The sequence below is a fragment of the Nitrosovibrio sp. Nv4 genome (assembly GCF_900215485.1).
Taxonomy (GTDB): Bacteria; Pseudomonadota; Gammaproteobacteria; order Burkholderiales; family Nitrosomonadaceae; genus Nitrosospira.
This window is the reverse complement of sequence record NZ_OCMZ01000002.1, coordinates 881,441-902,669: the sequence shown is the minus strand read 5'-3', so window position 1 is coordinate 902,669 and position 21,229 is coordinate 881,441. Positions and strand designations below refer to the sequence as shown.

The 21,229-nt window shown below is 52.8% G+C and carries 17 protein-coding genes; 12 read left to right on the top strand and 5 right to left on the bottom strand.

What is annotated here, in order from left to right; translation table 11 throughout:
• Positions 1–201 precede the first annotated feature (201 nt).
• The 4 genes from mnmC to egtB all read right to left on the bottom strand — a co-directional run bounded on the left by mnmC (position 202) and on the right by egtB (position 5,504).
• Positions 202–2,034, bottom strand: coding sequence for a bifunctional tRNA (5-methylaminomethyl-2-thiouridine)(34)-methyltransferase MnmD/FAD-dependent 5-carboxymethylaminomethyl-2-thiouridine(34) oxidoreductase MnmC (gene mnmC, locus CRO05_RS12285; RefSeq protein ID WP_097067432.1), 1,833 nt, complete (start codon positions 2,032–2,034; stop codon positions 202–204).
• A gap of 220 nt (positions 2,035–2,254) precedes the next feature.
• Entirely contained in the window at positions 2,255–3,004 is a 750-nt protein-coding gene (locus tag CRO05_RS12280; protein WP_097067431.1) for a TerC family protein, read from the bottom strand.
• A gap of 204 nt (positions 3,005–3,208) precedes the next feature.
• Positions 3,209–4,189 carry an L-histidine N(alpha)-methyltransferase gene (gene egtD, locus CRO05_RS12275; protein ID WP_200814383.1) on the bottom strand — a complete coding sequence of 327 codons (981 nt, stop codon included), beginning with the start codon at positions 4,187–4,189 and terminating at the stop codon, positions 3,209–3,211.
• Complete coding sequence (egtB, locus tag CRO05_RS12270) at positions 4,176–5,504, bottom strand: ergothioneine biosynthesis protein EgtB (RefSeq protein ID WP_097067430.1); 1,329 nt, start codon at positions 5,502–5,504, stop codon at positions 4,176–4,178. The genes egtD and egtB overlap by 14 nt, the downstream gene beginning before the upstream one ends.
• Positions 5,505–5,947: 443 nt before the next feature.
• Here egtB and CRO05_RS12265 point away from each other — a divergent pair, with 443 nt between their 5' ends.
• Positions 5,948–6,487 (top strand): PRC-barrel domain-containing protein, encoded by a 540-nt coding sequence (locus CRO05_RS12265; protein WP_097067429.1) that lies wholly within the window; start codon positions 5,948–5,950, stop codon positions 6,485–6,487.
• Between the two features lie 104 nt (positions 6,488–6,591).
• Here the strand turns inward: CRO05_RS12265 and CRO05_RS12260 are convergent, their stop codons facing one another.
• Positions 6,592–8,991 (bottom strand): ATP-dependent DNA helicase, encoded by a 2,400-nt coding sequence (locus tag CRO05_RS12260; RefSeq protein WP_097067428.1) that lies wholly within the window; start codon positions 8,989–8,991, stop codon positions 6,592–6,594.
• 482 nt (positions 8,992–9,473) lie between these two features.
• Here CRO05_RS12260 and CRO05_RS12255 point away from each other — a divergent pair, with 482 nt between their 5' ends.
• The 11 genes from CRO05_RS12255 (at position 9,474) to trpA (ending at position 21,209) form a co-directional block, all read left to right on the top strand.
• A complete protein-coding gene (locus tag CRO05_RS12255; RefSeq protein ID WP_097067427.1) occupies positions 9,474–10,628 on the top strand; it encodes an MFS transporter in 1,155 nt (384 codons plus the stop codon).
• Between the two features lie 111 nt (positions 10,629–10,739).
• Positions 10,740–12,149, top strand: a complete 1,410-nt coding sequence (gene leuC / locus CRO05_RS12250) for a 3-isopropylmalate dehydratase large subunit (RefSeq protein WP_097067973.1) — start codon at positions 10,740–10,742, stop codon at positions 12,147–12,149.
• 7 nt (positions 12,150–12,156) lie between these two features.
• The gene (locus tag CRO05_RS12245; RefSeq protein ID WP_369831626.1) at positions 12,157–12,330 is read left to right on the top strand and encodes an entericidin A/B family lipoprotein; all 174 of its coding nucleotides are present in this window, start codon (positions 12,157–12,159) and stop codon (positions 12,328–12,330) included.
• 18 nt (positions 12,331–12,348) lie between these two features.
• Positions 12,349–12,987 carry a 3-isopropylmalate dehydratase small subunit gene (leuD, locus tag CRO05_RS12240; RefSeq protein WP_097067426.1) on the top strand — a complete coding sequence of 213 codons (639 nt, stop codon included), beginning with the start codon at positions 12,349–12,351 and terminating at the stop codon, positions 12,985–12,987.
• A 28-nt stretch (positions 12,988–13,015) separates the two neighbouring features.
• Complete coding sequence (gene leuB / locus CRO05_RS12235; RefSeq protein WP_097067425.1) at positions 13,016–14,077, top strand: 3-isopropylmalate dehydrogenase; 1,062 nt, start codon at positions 13,016–13,018, stop codon at positions 14,075–14,077.
• A gap of 55 nt (positions 14,078–14,132) precedes the next feature.
• A complete protein-coding gene (gene asd / locus CRO05_RS12230) occupies positions 14,133–15,245 on the top strand; it encodes an aspartate-semialdehyde dehydrogenase (protein ID WP_097067424.1) in 1,113 nt (370 codons plus the stop codon).
• Positions 15,246–15,545: 300 nt separating this feature from the next.
• Complete coding sequence (locus CRO05_RS12225) at positions 15,546–17,558, top strand: FimV/HubP family polar landmark protein (protein WP_097067423.1); 2,013 nt, start codon at positions 15,546–15,548, stop codon at positions 17,556–17,558.
• A gap of 143 nt (positions 17,559–17,701) precedes the next feature.
• Positions 17,702–18,538, top strand: coding sequence for a tRNA pseudouridine(38-40) synthase TruA (gene truA, locus CRO05_RS12220; RefSeq protein ID WP_097067971.1), 837 nt, complete (start codon positions 17,702–17,704; stop codon positions 18,536–18,538).
• A 37-nt stretch (positions 18,539–18,575) separates the two neighbouring features.
• Positions 18,576–19,202 carry a phosphoribosylanthranilate isomerase gene (locus CRO05_RS12215; protein ID WP_235001476.1) on the top strand — a complete coding sequence of 209 codons (627 nt, stop codon included), beginning with the start codon at positions 18,576–18,578 and terminating at the stop codon, positions 19,200–19,202.
• Positions 19,189–20,385 carry a tryptophan synthase subunit beta gene (gene trpB / locus CRO05_RS12210; protein ID WP_097067421.1) on the top strand — a complete coding sequence of 399 codons (1,197 nt, stop codon included), beginning with the start codon at positions 19,189–19,191 and terminating at the stop codon, positions 20,383–20,385. Before CRO05_RS12215 ends, trpB begins: the two co-directional genes overlap by 14 nt.
• An 11-nt stretch (positions 20,386–20,396) precedes the next feature.
• Positions 20,397–21,209 (top strand): tryptophan synthase subunit alpha, encoded by an 813-nt coding sequence (gene trpA, locus CRO05_RS12205; protein WP_097067420.1) that lies wholly within the window; start codon positions 20,397–20,399, stop codon positions 21,207–21,209.
• Positions 21,210–21,229: the final 20 nt, after the last annotated feature.

Genomic DNA, 21,229 nt, shown 5'->3' with positions numbered 1-21,229 from the left:
TAGGGAAGAGTGACGGCCGTCCGAATGCCATATAGCGCAAATTATCCAGCGAGATGTGCTGCGTATTTTATGGCTTTTTAAGCTTGTTGCCCATTGGACTTAAGTACACCCTACCTCTATCGCGCCACCCGAGGTATATCTGGAAAGAACCTAACAGCCCACAACGCATGTGCTGTTTATAGTCAGCCGCGTACATTGTCATTACCTGACAGCTCGTCCAGCGGGCCTCAATGCATTTGCCACAGCCAATGGCAAGGGCGACAATTGTCTGCATGAGTCCGCTGCGATCAATTCCCCGGAAAGTCCGGCGGTAATGATGCCTCGAGTGCCATGACCGAGACTGGTATAAAGCCCGGGCAATAGCTCGCCTACGAGTGGTATTGCGCCTGGAACGGAGGCTCTCACCGATGCACGACCAGATAGTTGTCCCACATCCAACGAATCAATATTCATTGCCTTGGCTAGTGCCGGAGATATTTCCGCGAGTCTGGACAAGTTTTCGACATGATCGGATGCGCGCAAGTCAACCGACTCATCGTTGAAGCTGTGCGTTGCTCCCACCATATGCAGGCCGGAAATGGGGGGAACCAGATAGCCGCCGGCACACACGATTGTTCGCAGACTTTCGCTGTAAGGTGTGGCCGGTAATACGGTGATCTGTCCGCGCACCGGCGTCAGCGGCAGGTTTGCCCAAGGCGCAAATGATTTCAACTGGTATGCAGTGCAGACCACCGCTACCTGAGCCTCATAAGACCACCATGCCTGGTCACGCTGGCCTTTTCCTTCCACGCGCCATCCGCCCTCCACTGCTTTCAACGATTCCACAAGGTGCCCAGTATGTCGGACGATGGCCGGACTGCTTGCCAATGCCGCGCACAGCCGTGATGGGACGATCCATCCCCCAGCAGGAAACCACAAACCCCCGTGCGCCAGCGCGATACCAGCCAGACTGGAAGCTTTAGCTGCATCAACTCGTTGCAAGACATGAGGCGGCCAGGAAAGCACGGCCAGCTTGTTGATACGTCTTGCCTCTTCTTCGCAAAATGCCAGCTGCAACTCGCCGCATTCCGCACGAATGACGCCGTCTACCGGCAATTTTTCATCAAGCACGGCAAGCGCGTGCCCGTAGGATGCCAGCACGAAGCGTTGCAGCGAGTTCATGCCTGCGCTCAGGCGAGTGTGCAGTATGCCCCTTGGATTGCCCGAAGCCCCTGTAGCCAATGCCGGCGCGCGCTCGATCAGTTTAACGGAAACACCGCGCGCTGCCAGTGCCGAGGCCGCGGCGCAGCCGGCTACACCTCCGCCGATAACAATGGCTGTTGTCGGAGTGGTTCGCATCGGGGGCAAGCCGGGAAGATAGCCTTGCAGCATCTCGCGTTTGCGGCCGAAGCCGGGCGATTTACTAACCTCAAAGCCGCTTTGCGCCAAACCCCGCCTTGTTGCGGCGGCACTGGTGTAGGTCGCAAATGTGGCGCCGGGCCGCGAAGCGCGCAAAACGCTCTGGAAGACCTGTTGTGTCCACATTTCAGGATTGCGCGCCGGCGAAAAGCCATCGAAAAACCATGCGTCGATGCTGCCAGGGATTTCAGGGAGCGCTTCGGTTACATCGCTTATCACCAGCGTCAGGCGCACCCGTCCTTCGGCAAAGCTCCATCGATTCCAGCCGGGCACGCGGCGCCGCCAACGTGCGATGAGATTATCGGCGTACCCCCGCAATTCCGGCCAAAGCGCCAGCGTGTCGCTCAGTTCGCGTTCATTAAGAGGATATTTTTCGACACTGAAAAAATCAAGGCTGCATTTGGATGAGCGGGCAACCTCATCGAATAGTTTCCAGGTGCATAAAAAACTCAACCCCGTGCCGAAGCCCGTTTCGCCGATGGCAAGATTGTCTCCGGCCCGCAATGATGCAAAACGCTCAGCCAGCCGGTTGCCTTGAAGAAAAACATGGCGTTTTTCCGCCAACCCGGAATCGCTTGAGAAATAGACATCGCCGAAACGGGAGGAAAAGGGTTGCCCGTTCTGCCAGTCAAGCATCTACGATAGGTTTGACATATGGTTTTGTTACAGATCGCTTTTGTGACTTGGCCAAATTATTCCATTATGTTCAAACTAAGCGTGAAGGGGGACGTTTGAAGCGCTCATCATTTCCCGCACCGGTTCAGAGCTGCGACGTAATAGAGGTTGCTGAAGCCGTTCGTTGATGTGTTAAAAGAAAGCGCACAAATGAAGACTTGGGAAGGTGCAGGCTGGGCAATCAGTCGATGTTACTGATGTGCCTGTGTAATTTGACGGTATCCCTGCTTTTTTTACGCATCCGAAGATTGAGAAATTCCACACCGACTGAAAATGCCATCGCAAAATAAATATAGCCTTTCGGGACGTGTATATCGAACCCCTCGACTATCAGTGTCATTCCTACCAATATCAGGAAGGAAAGCGCAAGAATCTTGATGGTGGGGTGGGCTTCTACGAAATCGCCGATGGGCTTGGCGGCCATCAGCATAACCAGTACCGCCAGAACAATGGCAATGGCCATCAGTGACACATGCTCGACCAAACCGACAGCCGTAATGACCGAATCCAGCGAGAACACAATATCCAGGATGGCGATCTGAAGCAGCACCATTCCCATGCCTGTGACGACAACTTTCTTGTCGCTTTCTTCCACACCTTCGAGACTGTTATGTATTTCGTGTGTCGCTTTATACAGCAGAAACAGGCCTCCTCCTATCAGCACGACATCGCGTCCCGAAACCGAGTTGCCAAATACCGAAAACCACGGTTTGGTTAACCCCATCACCCATGAAATGGAGAACAGTAAACCGAGCCGGGTAAGCATGGCCAGACCGAGCCCCGTCCTTCTGGCGAAATTACGCTGAGCTTCGGGGAGACGACCGACAAGAATCGAGATAAAAATAATGTTGTCTATGCCTAGAACAATCTCCAGCGTGGTTAACGTCACTAACGCTATCCACGCTTCCGGGCTAGCCAGCCACTCAAACATCGGCTTCTCTCATTTCAACTCATTTTTCAAGGCAAGGCAGCTTTAGTTTGAAACGTAATATAGTTTCGTTCTCGCTTTCTATAATAATACCGGATGTTGTGACAAAACTGACTCATTGGCCTTTCGAGTTTGGATCTTGCAGATTATCGTGAGAGAGCACCAGCAGCACTGATGGGGAAACAATCTGTAAAACATGTCAGGGTTTTATATTATCACGCCCAGGCTTAACGCAAACCAGCAATCGGAATCTGTCCAGGTATGTTCCACTTCGAAGCCGCTGCGCCGGAGCAGATCCTTCATGCGCCCAATCGTATATTTGTAGCTGTTTTCCGTATGAATACGCTCACCCTGATGGAACCGCAGTGTCGTATCAAGCGCATCCACTCTTACTGACTGGGGACGCCGGCTTTCCAGGTGCAGCTCAATCCGCGATTTCGCCTCGTTCCAGAAAGATACATGGCAAAACGCGTCAGGGTCAAAGTGTCCTCCAAGTTCCCGATTGATGCGAACGAGAAGATTCCTGTTGAACGAAGCGGTAATTCCGGCACTGTCATTATACGCCGCATGCATAACAGCGATATCCTTCACGAGATCCACTCCAAGCAGTAGCTGGTCTCCGCTTGATAAGTGCCGCGCAACATTTTGGAGCAGAGCGATGGCTTCGTGGTGTTCCAGATTACCAATACTTGAACCTATGTACAGAACCAGACGTGGTCGGGGCTGTAGTTCGAGGAACGTCAAGTCTTCGAAATCCCCAACCTGGGGATGCACATTCACCGCCCGCAATTCTCTTTCGACTTCCTCTTTCGCCAATTGCAGAGCAGCATCGGAGACGTCAAGTGGAAAGTAATTTACACTGAATTGCCGGCGCAGCAACGAACGCAACAAAATGCGCGTCTTGGTCGCGGTCCCGGCACCGAGTTCGCCGACGGAAACGTTTCGGCCGAGCCGGGCGCATATTTCGTCGGCATGAGTCATCAATATGGCGGCTTCCGTCCGTGTCGGATAATACTCTGGTAAACACGTAATCTGTTCGAATAATGCCGAACCTCGTGCATCATAAAGCAACTTCGGCGGCAGGCTTTTAGGCGTGCGGGAAAGCCCTTCCAATACGTCTCCCGCTATATCCATGGCCGGAATCGAGGGCGGGACGGATACTCGATTCAAATATTCAGATCTGATCATGAGCCACCCGATCGTGAGCCAATCTTATGCCGGCGAACTGCCAGCGCATCTGGGGAAGAAAAAAATTACGGTAAGATTTACGTATGTGTGATTCGGGCGTGACGCATGACCCGCCGCGTAACACCATCTGGTTACACATGAATTTGCCGTTATATTCCCCTTCGGCGCCTGATGGTGCGCAATAACCTGGATATGCGGAGTAGGGGCTCGCGGTCCACTCCCACGTGTCCCCGAAGATCTGTTGCAAGTCCGTCTCTTGCGACTCCGCCGGATGGAGCGGTCGCGGATGGTATGTTTCGCTCTCCAGCAGATTTCCTGATATCCTGCCTGCGTTTTTAGTCGCATCGGCGGCAACCTCCCATTCGAACTCCGTGGGGAGCCGCGCGCCTGCCCATCGGGCGAAGGCATCGGCTTCGTAGAAGCTGACGTGGCATACCGGTTCGTTAGGGTTTAACGGCTGCATGCCTCGGCAAGTAAACTGAGCCCAGTCATCCCCCGCTTGTTCCCAGTAGAGCGGTGCTATCCATCCATGCTCGCAAAGATGATCCCAGGCGTCGGAGAGCCAAAGTTCCGGGCGTCTATAACCGTCGTCGGCCATGAATGCCAGATATTCTTTATTCGTAACAAGCCGGGAGGCGATACAGAACGGGTTTATATAGGTGTAATGCCGCGGCAACTCGTTATCAAACGCAAAGCCCCCCATTTCATGCCCTACCTCATAAATACCATCGTCGAAACAACACCAGGTCAACGGCGGCTCAGCAGGAGCTTCAACAACACGAATCTGGCGGGACTGGCTGGGCTGGTAAGGGGGACGCAATGGATTGGTCCAGAATGCGTGCTTGATGTCGGTAACGATTAACTCCTGATGTTGCTGCTCATGGTTCATCCCTAGTTCCAGCAATCGCAAAACTTCGGCTGAAGCACCGCGATTGAGTAGTTCATGAATGTGGTAATCGACATGCGTACGATAAAGGCGAACCTGATCGAGGGTAGGGCGGGAAAGCGTTCCCCGTATGGTGCGATGGGGATGACCTCCGAGCCGCTTGTAGTACGAATTGAACAGGAAGCTGAAGCGCGCATCGAAAGGCACATAGTCACGCACGTGTGGTATGAGGATAAATGCTTCAAAAAACCAGGTTGTATGCGCGATGTGCCACTTTGTCGGGCTCGCATCCGCCATGGATTGCACCATCTGATCATCCGGCGTGAGCGTTTCGACCAGCTTCAAGGTTTGATTGCGCACTTCATCGTATTGCTCCACGCACTTATGCGCCAACGAAGATTCGATATGTGGATTGGAAGTTCCGGGCATGATTATCTCGTCTGTGAGTTCTTCACGGCTACGGGTTGCGAAACCAGTTCCAATAGTCGATGGCAAACTGTTTCTTGACGGCCATGTCGCATGAATCGTTCGCTTGAGTTAAAGATTTGCCTAATTAGCCAATTAGCCAATTAGCCAATAAGCACTATTCTTACCATGGATTTTCCATAGACGTGAGTGGATGCTCTGTGCGCTGTCAGACATACGGCAATCAAATGGCGCCGGATTCCGGTCGTCGCTGGCTGGTCGTCGCCGATAATATTTGGTGATTGAAAAAAGAGCTCTTTGTACGTTACCGCACTGACCCGTTTTCATGATTCAAGCATTCTGTAGACGTCTGAAGCACTTCGGAAATGGAATCGAAGCGGCCAGGTATAGAATCCATCGGGCGTCAAACAAAGCCTATAATTCAACTACTTTCACAGGAGATAACCATGAGCTACGAAGATCGTGATACCTACGGCATGTACAAAAGCGATATGTACAAAAGCTATGATGAAAAGGGACCTGGACCTCGGCTGATGGGCGCTGACACACTCATTGGAGAGGATGTTTACAATCAAAAGGATGAGGACCTTGGCGACATCAAGGAAATCATGCTGGACATGAACAATGGCAAAATTGCCTACGCCGTATTGTCATTCGGTGGATTTATGGGTATTGCCAACAAACTTTTCGCGGTGCCCTGGAGCGCGCTCAAGCTGGACACGGGAAACAAGCGTTTCATCCTCAACGTGGATAAGGAGCGCCTTGAATCCGCACCTGGGTTCGATAAGGATGACTGGCCCGATATGGCGGATCCGACCTGGCAGAGCACGATCCACTCCTATTACGGAGCAAAGTCATACACTGACACAAGCTACACGGACACGAAGTCCACCAAGGACTATACGACACCGGCTCACAGGAACGACGAAAGAATCATTCCAGTGGCGCCGGTTGGCGCCGATCACGTCAAACGCGAGTTGGACTGATCGCATTAAAGGCAGCAGAAACTGAAGATATCCATAGGTAAGCGCCCGGAACTTTAGCGCTATCAGCCGGACTGGATTTTCTGTAACAGAAAAGAGAGGCAGGTTTATCTTGCCTCTCTTGTTTTATATCGCTCAACTTTCCACCAGCCTGGTAATAGACGAAGCACTTCAAGCCGTGTAAACCTGTCATCGATAAGGTAGACAATGCCCTGATCAAGTTGTGTGCGAATGACACGACCTGCAGCTTGCACCACCTTTTGTATGCCCGGAAAGAGATAGGTATAGTCATAGCCGGCATTGAACCTTGTGCTCATACGTTGCCTGACTTGCTCGTTGACAGGATTGATCTGCGGTAGCCCGAGTGTTGCGATAAATGCGCCCGTGAGGCGACTGCCGGGAAGATCAATGCCTTCGGCAAAGGATCCGCCCAGCACGGCAAATCCGATGCCTTGGCCCTCGGTAGTGAATCGTGCCAGAAATTCGTCCCGCTCAACCTCTCCCATTCGGGGTGTTTGCTCCCAGACCGGAATTTCCGGATATCTCGCTCTAAACATGAGAGTAACCTTTCGCAGATAGTCGAAGCTGCTGAAGAATGCCAGATAATTTCCGGGCTTCGTTTTGTATTGCCGGATTATCAGATCGACAATAGGCGAAACGGAATGCTCACGGTGTTGATAACGCGTAGAAATATCGCAGACGAGTTGTATCGACAATTGCTCGGCTTTGAACGGCGACTGTACATCGATCCATGCGGTGTCCTCAGGCAGACCCAAGGTGTCACTGTAGAAATGCCATGGTGTCATTGTGGCCGAAAATAGCACAGTCGACTGAGCGGATGCAAAACGCTGTGCTAGAAACGCCGCCGGGATAATATTTCTGAGACAAAGCACAACGCTTGCCCGGGCATTTTTCGAGACGCCTTTCCTGGCATTCCTTTTGGGATTCCTGATTATCTTCGTTAAATCGAACAGCGAGTGCTCATCAAAAAGCTCAGCCATTCGGGAGAAGTGCAATGCATCGAAGTAGAAGCGTTGCAGTTCCCCGTTTACGCCGGTCGGATTATCGGTCATAAAATCCGTGATCGCGGCGAGTGCTCGCTCTAATGCCGTTACGAAATTGTCCGGTACGACTGGGTGAACCTGGTAAACATGCTCCTGACCCTTGTACAATTCATTCCAGCAGCGGTTGACGCGGTCAAGGGCCCTCTTGAGCGTCACCGGTGCCGATCTTCGTGCTGCGTTGAAAGCTGCCTGATCCAGCTCTGCCGTATACATCATCTGTGCACGCTTCAGCAGATTGTGCGCCTCGTCCACCAGAATACTGACATCCCATTGGTTTAACATCGTTAATCCGTACAGCATTGCGCTCCGGTCGAAGTAATGGTTGTAGTCGCCCACGATCACATCACACCACTGGACTAAATCCTGGCTGAGATAATAAGGACAAACCTGGTGTTGCCGAGCGACGGCGCGCAGGGAATCCTTGTTCAGCAGCGCCCTGCCGGTCTCGCCCGCCTCGCCCTTCGCATCGACCGCCAGTGCTGCGCTTCGTGCGTGCGGCAAACGATCATAAAACCCGCTCGCAAGTGGACATGAGTCCCCGTGACATGCCTTGTCCGGATGCTCACATACTTTGTCCCGTGCTATCAGTTCGAGCACTCGCAGAGGTAATGCCGGGTCATTATTTTTGAGCAAGGCGAGTGTGTCGAGCGCAAGTTTGCGGCCCGACGTTTTTGCTGTCAGGTAAAAAACCTTGTCCAGTTTTTGCCTGGGGCAGGCTTTCAGGAGAGGGAATATGGTGCCGATTGTCTTGCCTATTCCGGTGGGTGCCTGGGCGATCAGGCAGCGGCCAGCAGTGGTGGTCTTGTAAACGGCTTCAGCCAAGTCTCGCTGGCCTTGGCGAAACGACGCATGTGGGAAGCGCAGTGCGTTTAATGCCTGGTCACGGGTCGTGCGGTGAGTCAGTTCCTGTTTGGCCCAATGCAGAAAGTATTCGCACTGGTTTTCGAAGTACTGCTTGAGCGAATAAGCATCCTGGGTCTCGCTGAGCAGGATTTCCTTCTGGTTGACAATATCAAAATACACGAGTGCCAGGCGAATCTTCGACAATTCCAGTTTCTGGCAGAGCAGCCATCCGTAAATTCTGACCTGCGCCCAGTGTAGCTGACGATGATTTTCGGGCAGGATGCCGAGGTTGCCCCTGAATGTTTTGATCTCTTCGACCTGATTCTGGGCTGGATCGAAGCCGTCGGCCCGGCCACGAATGAGCAAGTGTTTATATTCGCCGGTCAGGCTTACTTCCGTCTGGTAACCGTCCGGACGGCGCGATGCAACGATCCGATGGCCGATGATGCCTTCTTGCGCCGAGGGCGCAGGGGTGAAGCGCAGATCGAGATCGCCCTGTTTGGCAGCGAACTCGCATAAAGCACGAACGGATACCGTATATTTTGTTGGACGTTCTGGCCCAATCCCGGTAAACCCTGGCCTACCCTTTGCCAGCTGCATGCCACAGACCAACCGATTTAAAAATCAAATGACCACCGTGCCTCGTTGCAATACTTGGTTGCGTTAACAATCTGGCATAACCTCAATTGCTCATCTTCAGTCGTTCCGCTGTTCTATTAATGAAGCGGCACCTCATTATATACCGGCGAATCGTCGCGCTTCCCAAAGGAACACCTCTCTCGATCTGCCAAACGGTAATATTGATGTTTGCATCAAGGATTGCAGTATCGATCTCTTGATGAAGGGTTGCGTTTTTCGTGCCAGCGCTCATAACGTTTCGTTGAAGGCAAATTTGGATTCATGCCCGTAACCTGGTAATGGATGAGTTTCCGCAGCCCGTCTGCCTACTGAAGGTGTGTGGTTCCGTACCAGCGTTGGGTTAGTGGATGGGCGTTGGATTTGACTGAGAAACGTTGCCTCTTTCGTCAGCTGTTGATCGTGGTAGCCTGGCTGTTGTTCAGTAGCCTGTTAGAATTAGCCTGATGCATCCTATTCCCTACTGGCGTCTTTCCGGCTTTTATTTCTTCCATTTCGCTTTTATCGGTGCCTTTGCTCCTTACTGGAGCCTTTACCTCAAATCCCTTTCGTTCGGCGCCTTTCAGATCGGCGTACTGATGTCGTTGCTCCATGTAACGCGTATTTTTGCGCCGGCTGCGTGGGGCTGGCTTGCCGATCACACTGGTAAACCCCTGCTGATCGTGCGATGGGCGGCAATTACTGGATTGATAAGTTATTGCGGTTTTTTCTTTGGCGAGTCGTTTGCCTGGATATTCGCGATCATGGTGCTGATGAGTTTCTTCTGGAGCGCATCGTTGCCTTTGATCGAGGCAACGACGCTTTCTTATCTGGGTGAGAGTACTACAAAATATGGACGTATTCGAGTCTGGGGTTCAGTGGGGTTCATTTTCGCGGTAACCGGTGTCGGCTATTTGCTGGATGCTACAGATATAGGGTCGCTGTTATGGGCAGTACTTGGGTTCAAGCTGGGTATCGTATTTTTTTCACGCCAGATTCCCGAAGCCGAAATAGTGGTTCACGCTGCCGACGGGCACTCCGTACGGCAAATATTCAAGCGGCCGGAAGTGCTGGCTTTTTTTGCAGCCTGCCTGTTAATGGCGCTTGCTCACGGTCCTTATTACACTTTTTATTCTATTTATCTGGTCGAGCACGGTTACAGTAAGAGTACGGTCGGCTGGCTGTGGGCCATAGGCGTAGCTTGCGAAATCGGCATATTTTTTCTGATGCCGCAACTGATGCACCGATTCCGCCTCAAACAGATTATGACTTTCAGCTTGAGTTGCGCGATAGCTCGTTTTTTGATGATCGGCTGGGGAGTGGACTTGCCGATTATAATATTGCTCGCGCAAATACTTCACGCTGCGACCTATGGAGCCCATCACGCTACAGCCATGATGCTGGTGCATCAATTTTTTCGCGGACGCCATCAGGCCAAGGGACAAGCGCTCTATACGAGTCTTACATTTGGTCTCGGTGGCACGTTTGGGGGTATATTCAGCGGCTATGCCTGGGAGTGGCTGGGGCCGGGTCTGACGTTCACGCTGAGCGCAGCTGCAGTTTTGGTCGGGTTGGGGCTGGTGATCTGGAAGATGGACGTTGACGAGCAACGTAAATTGTAACAAGGACGAGGATAGTGCCGTTCTCGCTGTCTCTTGATGTTCCGTTATGGGATAATTTCAAATTCCATAAGGAATTCAAGTTCAAGTTCGAATAAATCCGAGTTCAGCAATATGCAAACGTTATACGACAAACTCTGGCAAAGTCATGTGGTTCATGAAGAATCCGACAAACCGGATGGCATGACGCTGCTCTATATCGATCGCCATCTGGTGCACGAAGTTACCAGCCCGCAGGCATTCGAAGGGTTGAAGCTGGCCGGCCGCAAGCCTTGGCGGCTGAATTCCATTCTGGCCGTGGCGGACCACAACGTGCCCACTACCCGGCGCGACCATGGCATCAGCGATCCGACTTCGCGACTCCAGGTGGAGACGCTAGACCAGAATTGCGAGGAATTGGGTATTACCGAGTTCAGGATGAACGACCTGCGCCAAGGCATTGTCCACGTAATCGGCCCGGAGCAGGGCGCTACCTTGCCAGGCATGACAGTGGTCTGCGGTGATTCGCATACCAGCACCCATGGTGCGTTCGCCTGTCTTGCTTTTGGTATAGGCACATCGGAAGTGGAGCATGTGCTCGCGACACAGTGTCTATTGATGAAAAGAGCAAAAACGATGCAGGTTGCGGTCGAGGGCGAACTTGGTCATGGCCTCACTGCCAAGGACATCGCGCTCGCCATCATTGGTGAGATTGGTACGGCCGGAGGCACAGGCTACGCTATTGAATTCGCCGGTAGTGCCATACGGGCGCTTTCCATGGAAGGACGCATGACGCTCTGCAATATGGCTATCGAGGCCGGTGCGCGCGCCGGCATGGTAGCGGTGGACGATACCACTGTTGAATATCTCCGCGGACGCCCTTTTGCACCAAAAGGTGATTTGTGGGAAAAAGCGGTTGCTTACTGGCGCACGTTGAAAAGCGATGAGGGTGCGAGCTTCGACAAGACCCTGTCCCTGGATGCGGCGAAGGTCAAGCCGCAGGTAACCTGGGGAACATCTCCGGAAATGGTAACGACCATTGACGGAAGGGTGCCCGATCCATCGCAGATTACCGATATCGTGAAGCGTCATGATATGGAGCGTGCTTTGAAGTATATGGGACTGGCTCCTAATACGCCGATCAGCGAAATTCGGCCGGACAAGATATTCATCGGTTCCTGCACAAATGCGCGCATAGAAGACTTGCGGACGGCGGCGGAAGTGGTCAAAGGCCGACATATTGCCGCCAACATCAAACTGGCGATGGTCGTGCCGGGTTCCGGTTTGGTCAAGTACCAGGCGGAGCAGGAGGGGCTTGACAAGATATTTCGTGATGCAGGATTCGAATGGCGTGAACCGGGTTGTTCGATGTGTCTTGCGATGAATGATGACCGGCTTGAGTCGGGGGAACGTTGCGCGTCCACTTCCAACCGTAACTTTGAAGGCAGGCAGGGTCCCGGCGGCCGCACTCATCTCGTGAGCCCGGCAATGGCTGCAGCGGCTGCGGTGGCGGGACATTTTGTGGATATAAGGGAAATATATTAGAATTTGAGTGCAACAAAAAATGAGTTGTATTTTTTTACTACAAAAGGGGATTATGATGAGAATGCTGACGATAACGATTGCCTTCATTGCTGCTTTTGGTTTGTCCGCCTGTAATACCATGCAGGGCTTGGGCAAGGATGTTCAGAGTGGCGGTGAAGCGTTGGAGAAACAGGCAAAATAGGTACCGATTAATTAACGAGTGAAAAAATTTGATTTCTGCGACGGATTGGTGGCGCCGCTCGATCGCGCCAATGTGGATACCGACGCCATCATTCCCAAGCAGTTTCTGAAATCCATCAAACGATCCGGTTTCGGACAGAATCTGTTCGATGAGTGGCGTTATCTGGACCATGGCGAGCCTGGCATGGACGCAACCCGACGTAAGATCAACCCGGATTTCATACTCAACCTGCCGCGATATCGTGGCGCGCAAGTATTGCTTGCCCGCGCAAATTTCGGCTGTGGTTCGAGCCGCGAACACGCGCCCTGGGCGCTTCAGGATTATGGCTTTCAAGTAATTATTGCACCGAGTTTTGCCGACATTTTTTTCAACAATTGCTTCAAGATCGGTCTGCTTCCCATTGTGCTCGACGCAAGTAACGTCGATCAGCTTTTCCGCGAGGTAGAAGCAACGGAAGGCTATCGGTTATTGGTCAATTTGCAGGATCAGTCTGTGGCGACGCCCGGCGATGAATCTTTCCTGTTCGATATCGATCCATTCCGCAAACATAGTTTATTGAATGGTCTGGATGAAATTGGACTGACGTTGCAGCATGCGGACAAAATCAAGGCATTCGAGGAAAAGCGTCGTGCAGCCCAGCCATGGCTGTTTGCATGAAGCATTGTCACCGGCCTAAAAGGATTTTATGAAAATAGCGATCCTGGCCGGAGACGGTATCGGCCCGGAAATTGTCGCTCAGGCGGTTCGAGTTCTGGAAGCGCTGCGAAGTGACGGGTTAAAGTTTGAACTGGAACCGGGGTTATTAGGCGGATGTGCGGTAGACGCAGCTGGCGAACCATTTCCAGAGGCGACACGCAGGCTTGTCACGGATGCGGACGCTGTGATGCTGGGCGCTGTAGGGGGTCCGCAATATGACACCCTGCCGCGCGAACAACGACCGGAGCAAGGTCTCCTCAGTATACGCAAAACGCTGAACTTGTTTGCCAATCTTCGTCCGGCGGTACTTTATCCTGAACTCGCCAATGCGTCGACGCTAAAGCCAGAAGTCGTGATGGGACTGGATATTCTCATTGTTCGCGAGTTGACCGGTGATATCTATTTCGGCGAACCGCGGGGTATTGAACAGCGGCGTGGGCAACGTGTTGGTTACAATACGATGATTTATAGCGAAGCCGAGATTCGCAGAATTGCCAGAGTGGCTTTTAAGGCCGCGCGCAAACGTAATCGCAGGCTTTGCTCGGTGGATAAAATGAATGTGCTCGAATGCACGCAATTGTGGCGCGACGTAGTGACTGAGACAGCGAAAGACTATCCGGACGTGGAGCTGTCGCACATGCTGGTGGATAATGCCGCCATGCAATTGGTACGCAACCCCAGGCAATTCGACGTGGTGGTGACAGGTAACATGTTCGGCGATATTTTGTCGGATGAGGCTTCCATGCTCACCGGCTCAATCGGGATGTTGCCATCGGCATCGCTGGATGATCGGAACAAGGGCCTTTATGAGCCTATCCACGGGTCCGCGCCCGACATCGCTGGCAAGGACGTGGCAAACCCCCTGGCAACAATATTGTCAGCGGCGATGATGCTGCGCTATACGTTCGATGAGGAAGCGGGAGCATGCCGCATCGAGAGTGCGGTAAAAAAAGTGCTGGCTAGCGGATATCGAACCCCGGACATTTACGAGCCGGGAACCAAAAAGATCGGCACTGTGGCAATGGGCGACGCGATTCTGGCGAACATATGAATATGGATCAGACATGGAAGAGACCAGGAACAGTTATCCTGGAGAGAGGCGATCGATGAAACGAGTTGGTTTTATTGGCTGGCGCGGCATGGTAGGTTCAGTACTCATGCAGCGAATGCGGGAAGAAAATGATTTTGCATTGGTTGAGCCGGCATTTTTCTCTACGTCCCAAAAGGGGGGCAGAGGTCCGGATATCGGCCGGGAAACGCCCTCGCTAAAGGATGCGCACGATATAGACGAGCTCAAGTCGATGGATATCCTTATTTCCTGCCAAGGCGGGGACTACACCAGCGCTGTTTTCCCAAAGTTGCGTCAGGCGGGGTGGAAGGGTTACTGGATCGATGCGGCCTCTACATTGCGCATGGGACAGGATGCGATCATCATACTCGACCCCGTCAATCGGCCGGTTATTGAACAGGCGTTGCACGATGACGTAAAGAACTACATCGGGGGCAATTGCACGGTGAGTCTGATGCTGATGGCAGTGGGCGGCTTGTTCGAAGAAGATATGGTCGAATGGATGAGCGCCATGACTTATCAGGCGGCTTCCGGTGCGGGCGCCCAAAACATGCGGGAATTACTGCTGCAGATGGGTGAAGCGCATCGCGTGGCTAAAAATTTGCTGGACGATCCGGCTGCGGGAATACTGGACATCGACCGCGAGGTTGCGGGAACACTGCGCAACGGGAGTTTTCCGACCGAGAACTTCGGCGTGCCGCTGGCAGGCAGCCTCATTCCCTGGATAGATAAGGATCTTGGCAATGGGCAGACGCGGGAAGAATGGAAAGGCCAGTCCGAAACGAACAAGATCCTGGGACGCGCTGGTCATGCGATTCCCGTTGATGGCATATGCGTTCGTGTCGGCGCAATGCGTTGTCATAGTCAGGCGCTGACCGTCAAGTTGAAGAAGGACGTTCCGCTGGATGAGATCGAGGATATTCTTGCCGCTTCCAACAATTGGGTGCGGGTTGTTCCCAACGACCGTGAGAACACCTTGAAAGAATTGACACCAGCCGCGGTTACCGGGAAGTTGACCATACCAGTAGGGCGGTTGCGTAAGCTTTCCATGGGAGGGGAATATCTTTCGGCATTCACAGTAGGAGATCAATTGCTGTGGGGCGCGGCGGAACCGTTGCGCAGGATGTTGAGAATCCTTGTGGAAGCCTGAGTATAGATAGAAGTTTTTTCGTTGCTTAATAAAAAGAAGCGTGATAATTGCGGTGAACTCTGCTGATTAGCCGATTCACTGCTTGCTGGTTCTGCAGCAATACTTCTTCTTGCGGGGGCCAAGGCTTGGTCATAAAACTTGCCAATACGGTTAGTAAAAAGACAAACTTCAGCAAAGTGTTACTTCTTGTCAGTTCTGCTACGACACTAATCCATACGCCTTCTTGAGAGTACTGCTGTGTGGAAGCCTGTTTCTTCTAAAGCGTGTTTACTTTTAATTGCGATCCTGTCGCCAGGAGTGGTGTATCCGGCGGGTTTGGGCAGGCTAACCATCATCTCCGCTCTGGGTCAGCCTTTCAAAGCCGAAATCGATCTGGTTGCGGTAAAAAAAGAAGAGAAATATTCTCTAACGGCTCGTCTTGCCTCAAAAGATACCTTCCATGAGGCAGACGTAGATTATTCGCCCCTGCTTTCTACATTTAAAGCGAGCATCGAAACCCGTTCCGACGGCCAGCCCTACGTCAGGATTATTTCTCCGCAGCCAGTCGCCGAACCATTGCTGAACATGCTGGTTGAATTAAGCTGGTCGTCGGGACGGTTGTTGCGCGAATACACTGTTCTACTCTCTTCGTCGGAAAATGACGGGTATTCGCCGGCAGGCGCGGCAACTCAAGCCGTACCGGCTATCTCCGGTAAAGCTGAACAGGCTGTGGGCAAATCAGATCTGTCAATCAAGCGCGACGGGACGCCAGGGTCAGCTTCGGTCAGCAAGGCTCATACGGTATATGGTCCGGTGAAGCCGGGTGATACCCTGGCCGAAATAGCGAAAAATATCGCTCCCCCGCCTGGGGTCAGTTTTAACCAGATACTGGTCGCTCTACACCGCGCAAATCGCAACGCTTTCATCGGCAACAACATGCACCAGCTCAAGACAGGGCCAATTTTGAGGATACCGGATAAGAGTGAAATCGGTACGATAAGCCGAGCGGAGGCTAATCAGGAAGTAAAAATACAGACCGCGGATTGGAGCCGCCGGAGGTCTGGAGATATGGAGGGCATGGTCGAAGAACTGAATCAAACAGCTGCCGGAAAGGTCGATGCGCCTGCTGAGGTAGATCCACTTTCAGCGCAAGACCCGCCCCGGGAGGTATTAAAGCTTTCCAAAGGCGAAGCGATACTTGATGCTGCAACCAACCTGGGTGGTTACGTGGACGACAGCGTAGATGGTAAAGGTAAAGCGCGCGGAAAGGTAGATGGACAGGACGGATTAGTGGCGATGGAAGAGGATGCCATAGCAAAGCACGGATCAATCCGCGAAGCCAATGAGCGTATTGCGTTGCTTGAGAAAAATATTGAGGAATTACAACGCCTGCTGGAGTTGAGAAACCCTGCCTTGGCGGATATGCAGAAGCGGGCAGAAGCTATCAGGCTTCTCAACCCTGCTGATCCGGGTGCGGCGACATCAACCCTTTCTCCTGCTTCGGAACGCCAATCCGCATCCCTGGATACCCAAACCGGCCACATGGAGGAATTAACAATAGCTTCGGCCACGGATGAACCGGTGGAGATCGCCAAATCCATGCAAGCAGCCGCCTCGCCGTCCCATGAGCAAGGGGATGACGCTCACCGTAGGCCGCGCACATATATCAAGAGTATGGCCGATGACCTGACTGCGAATATCGAATACCTTGGCGGCGCGCTTGTTCTTCTGATTACTGGTATAGTTGGGGTCTCCATGGCACGTGGCCCGAGGGAGGCAGGGTCTGATAATGACAATGAGAATATAATCTCTCCTATTCTCGACTCTGGGGTGCATGATAAAGCGGTTGCCCCCGTCATGAGCCAGGGAACACACATTGCCGAGCCGACTGATGGAGCAGGTCCGGCCGCTAAATGCGGAACTTATTATCCAGACGATCACGACACTCAAACCATGGAAACTGTCGAGGATGCCTCGGTAGACGATCCTGATCAATCGGAGAAGCCCCGGACACCAGGTGGTTCATCGGAACAGGCTCCATTGGAGTCTGCTCCCGCTGGCCTGGAAGAACGCTGCTTGGCTGACATTAATTTGAGTATGGACGACGCAAACTTTGCCAAATCGTATGATCCGGCGAAAAAAGGGTTTGCGGCAGGAAGTCCTTACTGGCATGAAATAGTTTCCAAGATTGATCTTGCCCGAGCTTATCAGGAAATGGGTGACAAGGATGCCGCGATGCAAGTTCTTCAGGAAGTGATGCTGGAGGGTGACGCACGGCAGCAGAATAGTGCAAGACTGATATTGGCGAATTTCCGGGGCGCAGTATCAGAATAACGAAAAATTGGATTGATTGCTTCCGACGCCCAACCTCCCATCTGTTCGATTCCCTCTGTTTCTGCCGCAAAATTTGCTTGGGGAAACTCAGAATAAGCTCATGCCGGCCCCATGGTTATAATAACTATTATGATGCCTGTACAGTGAGAATCGCGCTGGTGCTGGAGTATGATGGCAGCAATTTTTGCGGTTGGCAAAGCCAGCGGTCAGGCGGCTCTGTGCAGGATACTGTGGAAGCGGCGTTATCGAAAATCGCTTGTCATGATATCCGGGTGGTTGCAGCGGGACGCACCGATGCCGGGGTTCATGCCTCGTATCAGGTGCTGCATTTCGACACACATGCGGAGCGGCCGATGAGCGCCTGGGTTCGTGGCGTCAATGCGCTGATACCTGGCAGTATTGCAGTTCAGTGGGCATCGCAAGTTCCGGATGAATTCCACGCTCGCTATTGTGCCTTTGAACGATGCTATCTTTACCTTTTATTGAATCATCCCATCCGCCCCGGGCTTTATTGCGGCAAGATTGGCTGGTTTCACCAGGTTCTTGATCTTGAATCCATGCGGGCTGGGGCGAAGATGCTGTTGGGCGAGCACGATTTCAGCGCCTTTCGGGCCGCCGAGTGCCAGGCCAAGTCTCCTGTACGAAATCTGACGAAATTGGAAATCACGCGGCAGGGAGACATCATTCTGTTTGAATTACGTGCCAATGCATTTTTGCATCACATGGTACGCAATATCATCGGCTGTCTGATTTATGTCGGCAAGGGCAAATATCCCGCGGAATGGATAGATGCCCTGCTCAAGGGCCGTAAGCGGATCGATGCCGCCCCGACCTTTCCTGCGGCGGGCTTATACCTGGCGGGAGTCACCTATGATGCCAAATGGAAGCTTCCCGCCTTTGTCGATTCGCCGCTTGCGGTGGCGTTGCCAAGGATGAGCGACTCCGCTAATTGCGTCGTCACCGGTATGCCACATGGATGAATCAGGTCTGGAAACCAGAGAAGCAAAAGTTACCGCTATGCCAATCCGAGTAAAAATTTGCGGCATAACGCGTGTTGAGGATGCGCTGGCAGCGGTACGCCTTGGCGCAAGTGCCATTGGGCTTGTATTCTGGCGGAGAAGCGCGCGTCATATCACGCCGGCAAAAGCTCGGGAAATTGTCGCCGCGCTTCCAGCCTTCACTACCGCCGTGGGTGTTTATGTGGACCCGGACGGAGGGTGGGTAGAGGAAACCTCTTCCGTGGCGGGGCTGAATTTGCTCCAATTTCACGGCAGCGAATCTCCGGAATTTTGCCAGCAATTTACACTGCCTTATATAAAGGCAGTGCGAGTCAGAGAGGGGGTAGATTTGCTACAATACGCAACCCGTTACACCGGAGCCAGAGGATTGCTGCTGGATACCTATGTTGAAGGCGAATCGGGTGGAACCGGGCATGCATTTGACTGGAATTTGATTCCCCGACATTTACCCCTGCCGCTGATTCTTTCGGGGGGGCTGCACTCTGGCAATATTACAGAGGCGATCCAGCAAACCCACCCGTGGGCGGTGGACGTATCAAGCGGTGTGGAATCGGCCAAGGGTATCAAGGACGTCGAAAAAATTTCTGCTTTCATGCAAGGAGTTCGAATCAGTGAAAGTTTATGATCTTCCGGATAGCCGTGGTCACTTTGGGCCGTATGGCGGCACATTTGTTGCTGAAACGCTGATTTCAGCGCTGGAGGATTTGCGCGTTCAGTATGACCGCTATCGAAACGATGCTGATTTTCAGGCCGAATTTGCTTATGAATTAAAGCACTACGTGGGACGTCCCAGTCCTATCTATCATGCAAAAAGATGGTCGGCACATTTGGGTGGTGCACAGATTCTACTGAAACGGGAAGATCTGAACCATACCGGCGCTCATAAAATCAACAACGCTATCGGGCAGGCGCTCCTGGCCAGGCGCATGGGTAAATCCCGGGTGATCGCTGAGACGGGTGCAGGACAGCATGGCGTCGCCAGCGCCACGGTGGCCGCGCGCTATGGCATGAAATGTATCGTTTACATGGGCTCCGTGGATGTGGAGCGACAGGCTGCCAATGTTTATCGGATGAAGCTTCTGGGAGCGACCGTGATCCCGGTCGAATCGGGTTCGAGAACATTGAAGGACGCACTCAATGAGGCCATGCGCGACTGGGTAACCAATATTACAGATACGTTTTATATTATTGGCACCGTTGCGGGACCGCATCCCTATCCTATGATGGTACGTGATTTTCAGGCTATCATTGGACGCGAGGCAATGGCGCAGATGCAGGAAGAATACGATCGCCAGCCTGATGCGTTAATTGCCTGCGTAGGCGGCGGATCGAATGCCATTGGCTTGTTTTATCCCTATCTGGACAGCGATATCCGCATGATCGGCGTGGAAGCGGCAGGGCGCGGCATCGAGAGCGGCCAGCACGCTGCTGCCCTGACACAAGGGAGGCCGGGTGTATTGCATGGAAATCGCACCTATCTGATTCAGGACGCGAATGGACAGATTATCGAGACCCACTCCATTTCGGCCGGTCTGGATTATCCGGGTGTCGGACCGGAACATGCGTGGCTCAAGGACAGCAATCGTGCGGAATATATCGGAATAACCGACGACCAGGCGCTGGAGGCATTCCATGCCCTGTGCCATTATGAGGGTATCATACCGGCGCTGGAGTCAAGCCATGCGCTGGCTTATGCCGCCCAGCTCGCGCCCACGCTCGCCAGGGATAAACTGCTGTTGGTGAATCTCTCTGGACGCGGAGACAAGGATATGACCACTGTGGCGCAAGCCTCCGATATTACCTTCTGAAACCGCCACTCATGTCCCGTATTACCACCGTATTTGACAAGCTGCGCCAGCAAAACAGGAAGGCGTTGATTCCCTTCATTACCGCGGGTGATCCCCAACCCGCCTTGATGGTGCCGTTGATGCATGAGTTGGTGAAGGCCGGCGCCGACATCCTCGAGCTGGGGGTTCCGTTTTCCGATCCCATGGCTGATGGGCCAACCATCCAGCGGTCTTCGGAACGGGCGCTCAAGTACGGGGTTGGCTTGAAGGACGTGCTGTCAATGGTGGAGGAGTTCAGAAAAGACGATACCCACACCCCAGTGGTGCTGATGGGCTACGCTAATCCAATAGAAGCGATGGGTTATGAAGCATTCACGGCAAGAGCAAAAGGGGCGGGCATAGATGGGGTGTTGACAGTGGATTATCCACCGGAAGAGTCTGGGGAGTGGGTCGAATATCTCAACCGTCAGCAAATCGACGCAATTTTTCTGCTTTCTCCCACGACCCCGCAGACGCGCGTCGAACAGGTAGCGAAAATGGCGCAGGGGTATGTATATTATGTTTCTCTCAAGGGCGTAACCGGTGCCACAAATCTTGATCTGCGCGACGTAGCCGATAAATTGATCCAGTTGCGTTCCCGTATCTCCATTCCCATTGGCGTTGGTTTCGGCATACGCGACAGCATGACAGCCAAGGCGGTGGCAGAGCTCGCCGACGCAGTCGTGGTAGGCAGCCGTATTATCGAAGAAATAGAAAACTCGGCCGAAGAAAATATATTGACGAATGTATATCGTCTGGTAACAAGCCTTCGTAGCGCCATCGACGAAGCCGGTTCTAAACACTAGTTAGCTGTCATTAAACTCCC

Bases quoted from the DNA above. Each gene is read 5' to 3' on its own strand.
- egtD (WP_200814383.1), bottom strand. From the start codon at position 4,189: ATGATCAGATCTGAATATTTGAATCGAGTATCCGTCCCGCCCTCGATT.
- leuC (WP_097067973.1), top strand. From the start codon at position 10,740: ATGCAAACGTTATACGACAAACTCTGGCAAAGTCATGTGGTTCATGAA.
- CRO05_RS12280 (WP_097067431.1), bottom strand. From the start codon at position 3,004: ATGTTTGAGTGGCTGGCTAGCCCGGAAGCGTGGATAGCGTTAGTGACG.
- leuB (WP_097067425.1), top strand. From the start codon at position 13,016: ATGAAAATAGCGATCCTGGCCGGAGACGGTATCGGCCCGGAAATTGTC.
- CRO05_RS12255 (WP_097067427.1), top strand. From the start codon at position 9,474: ATGCATCCTATTCCCTACTGGCGTCTTTCCGGCTTTTATTTCTTCCAT.
- CRO05_RS12265 (WP_097067429.1), top strand. From the start codon at position 5,948: ATGAGCTACGAAGATCGTGATACCTACGGCATGTACAAAAGCGATATG.
- egtB (WP_097067430.1), bottom strand. From the start codon at position 5,504: ATGCCCGGAACTTCCAATCCACATATCGAATCTTCGTTGGCGCATAAG.
- mnmC (WP_097067432.1), bottom strand. From the start codon at position 2,034: ATGCTTGACTGGCAGAACGGGCAACCCTTTTCCTCCCGTTTCGGCGAT.
- asd (WP_097067424.1), top strand. From the start codon at position 14,133: ATGAAACGAGTTGGTTTTATTGGCTGGCGCGGCATGGTAGGTTCAGTA.
- CRO05_RS12215 (WP_235001476.1), top strand. From the start codon at position 18,576: ATGCCAATCCGAGTAAAAATTTGCGGCATAACGCGTGTTGAGGATGCG.
- CRO05_RS12260 (WP_097067428.1), bottom strand. From the start codon at position 8,991: ATGCAGCTGGCAAAGGGTAGGCCAGGGTTTACCGGGATTGGGCCAGAA.
- trpA (WP_097067420.1), top strand. From the start codon at position 20,397: ATGTCCCGTATTACCACCGTATTTGACAAGCTGCGCCAGCAAAACAGG.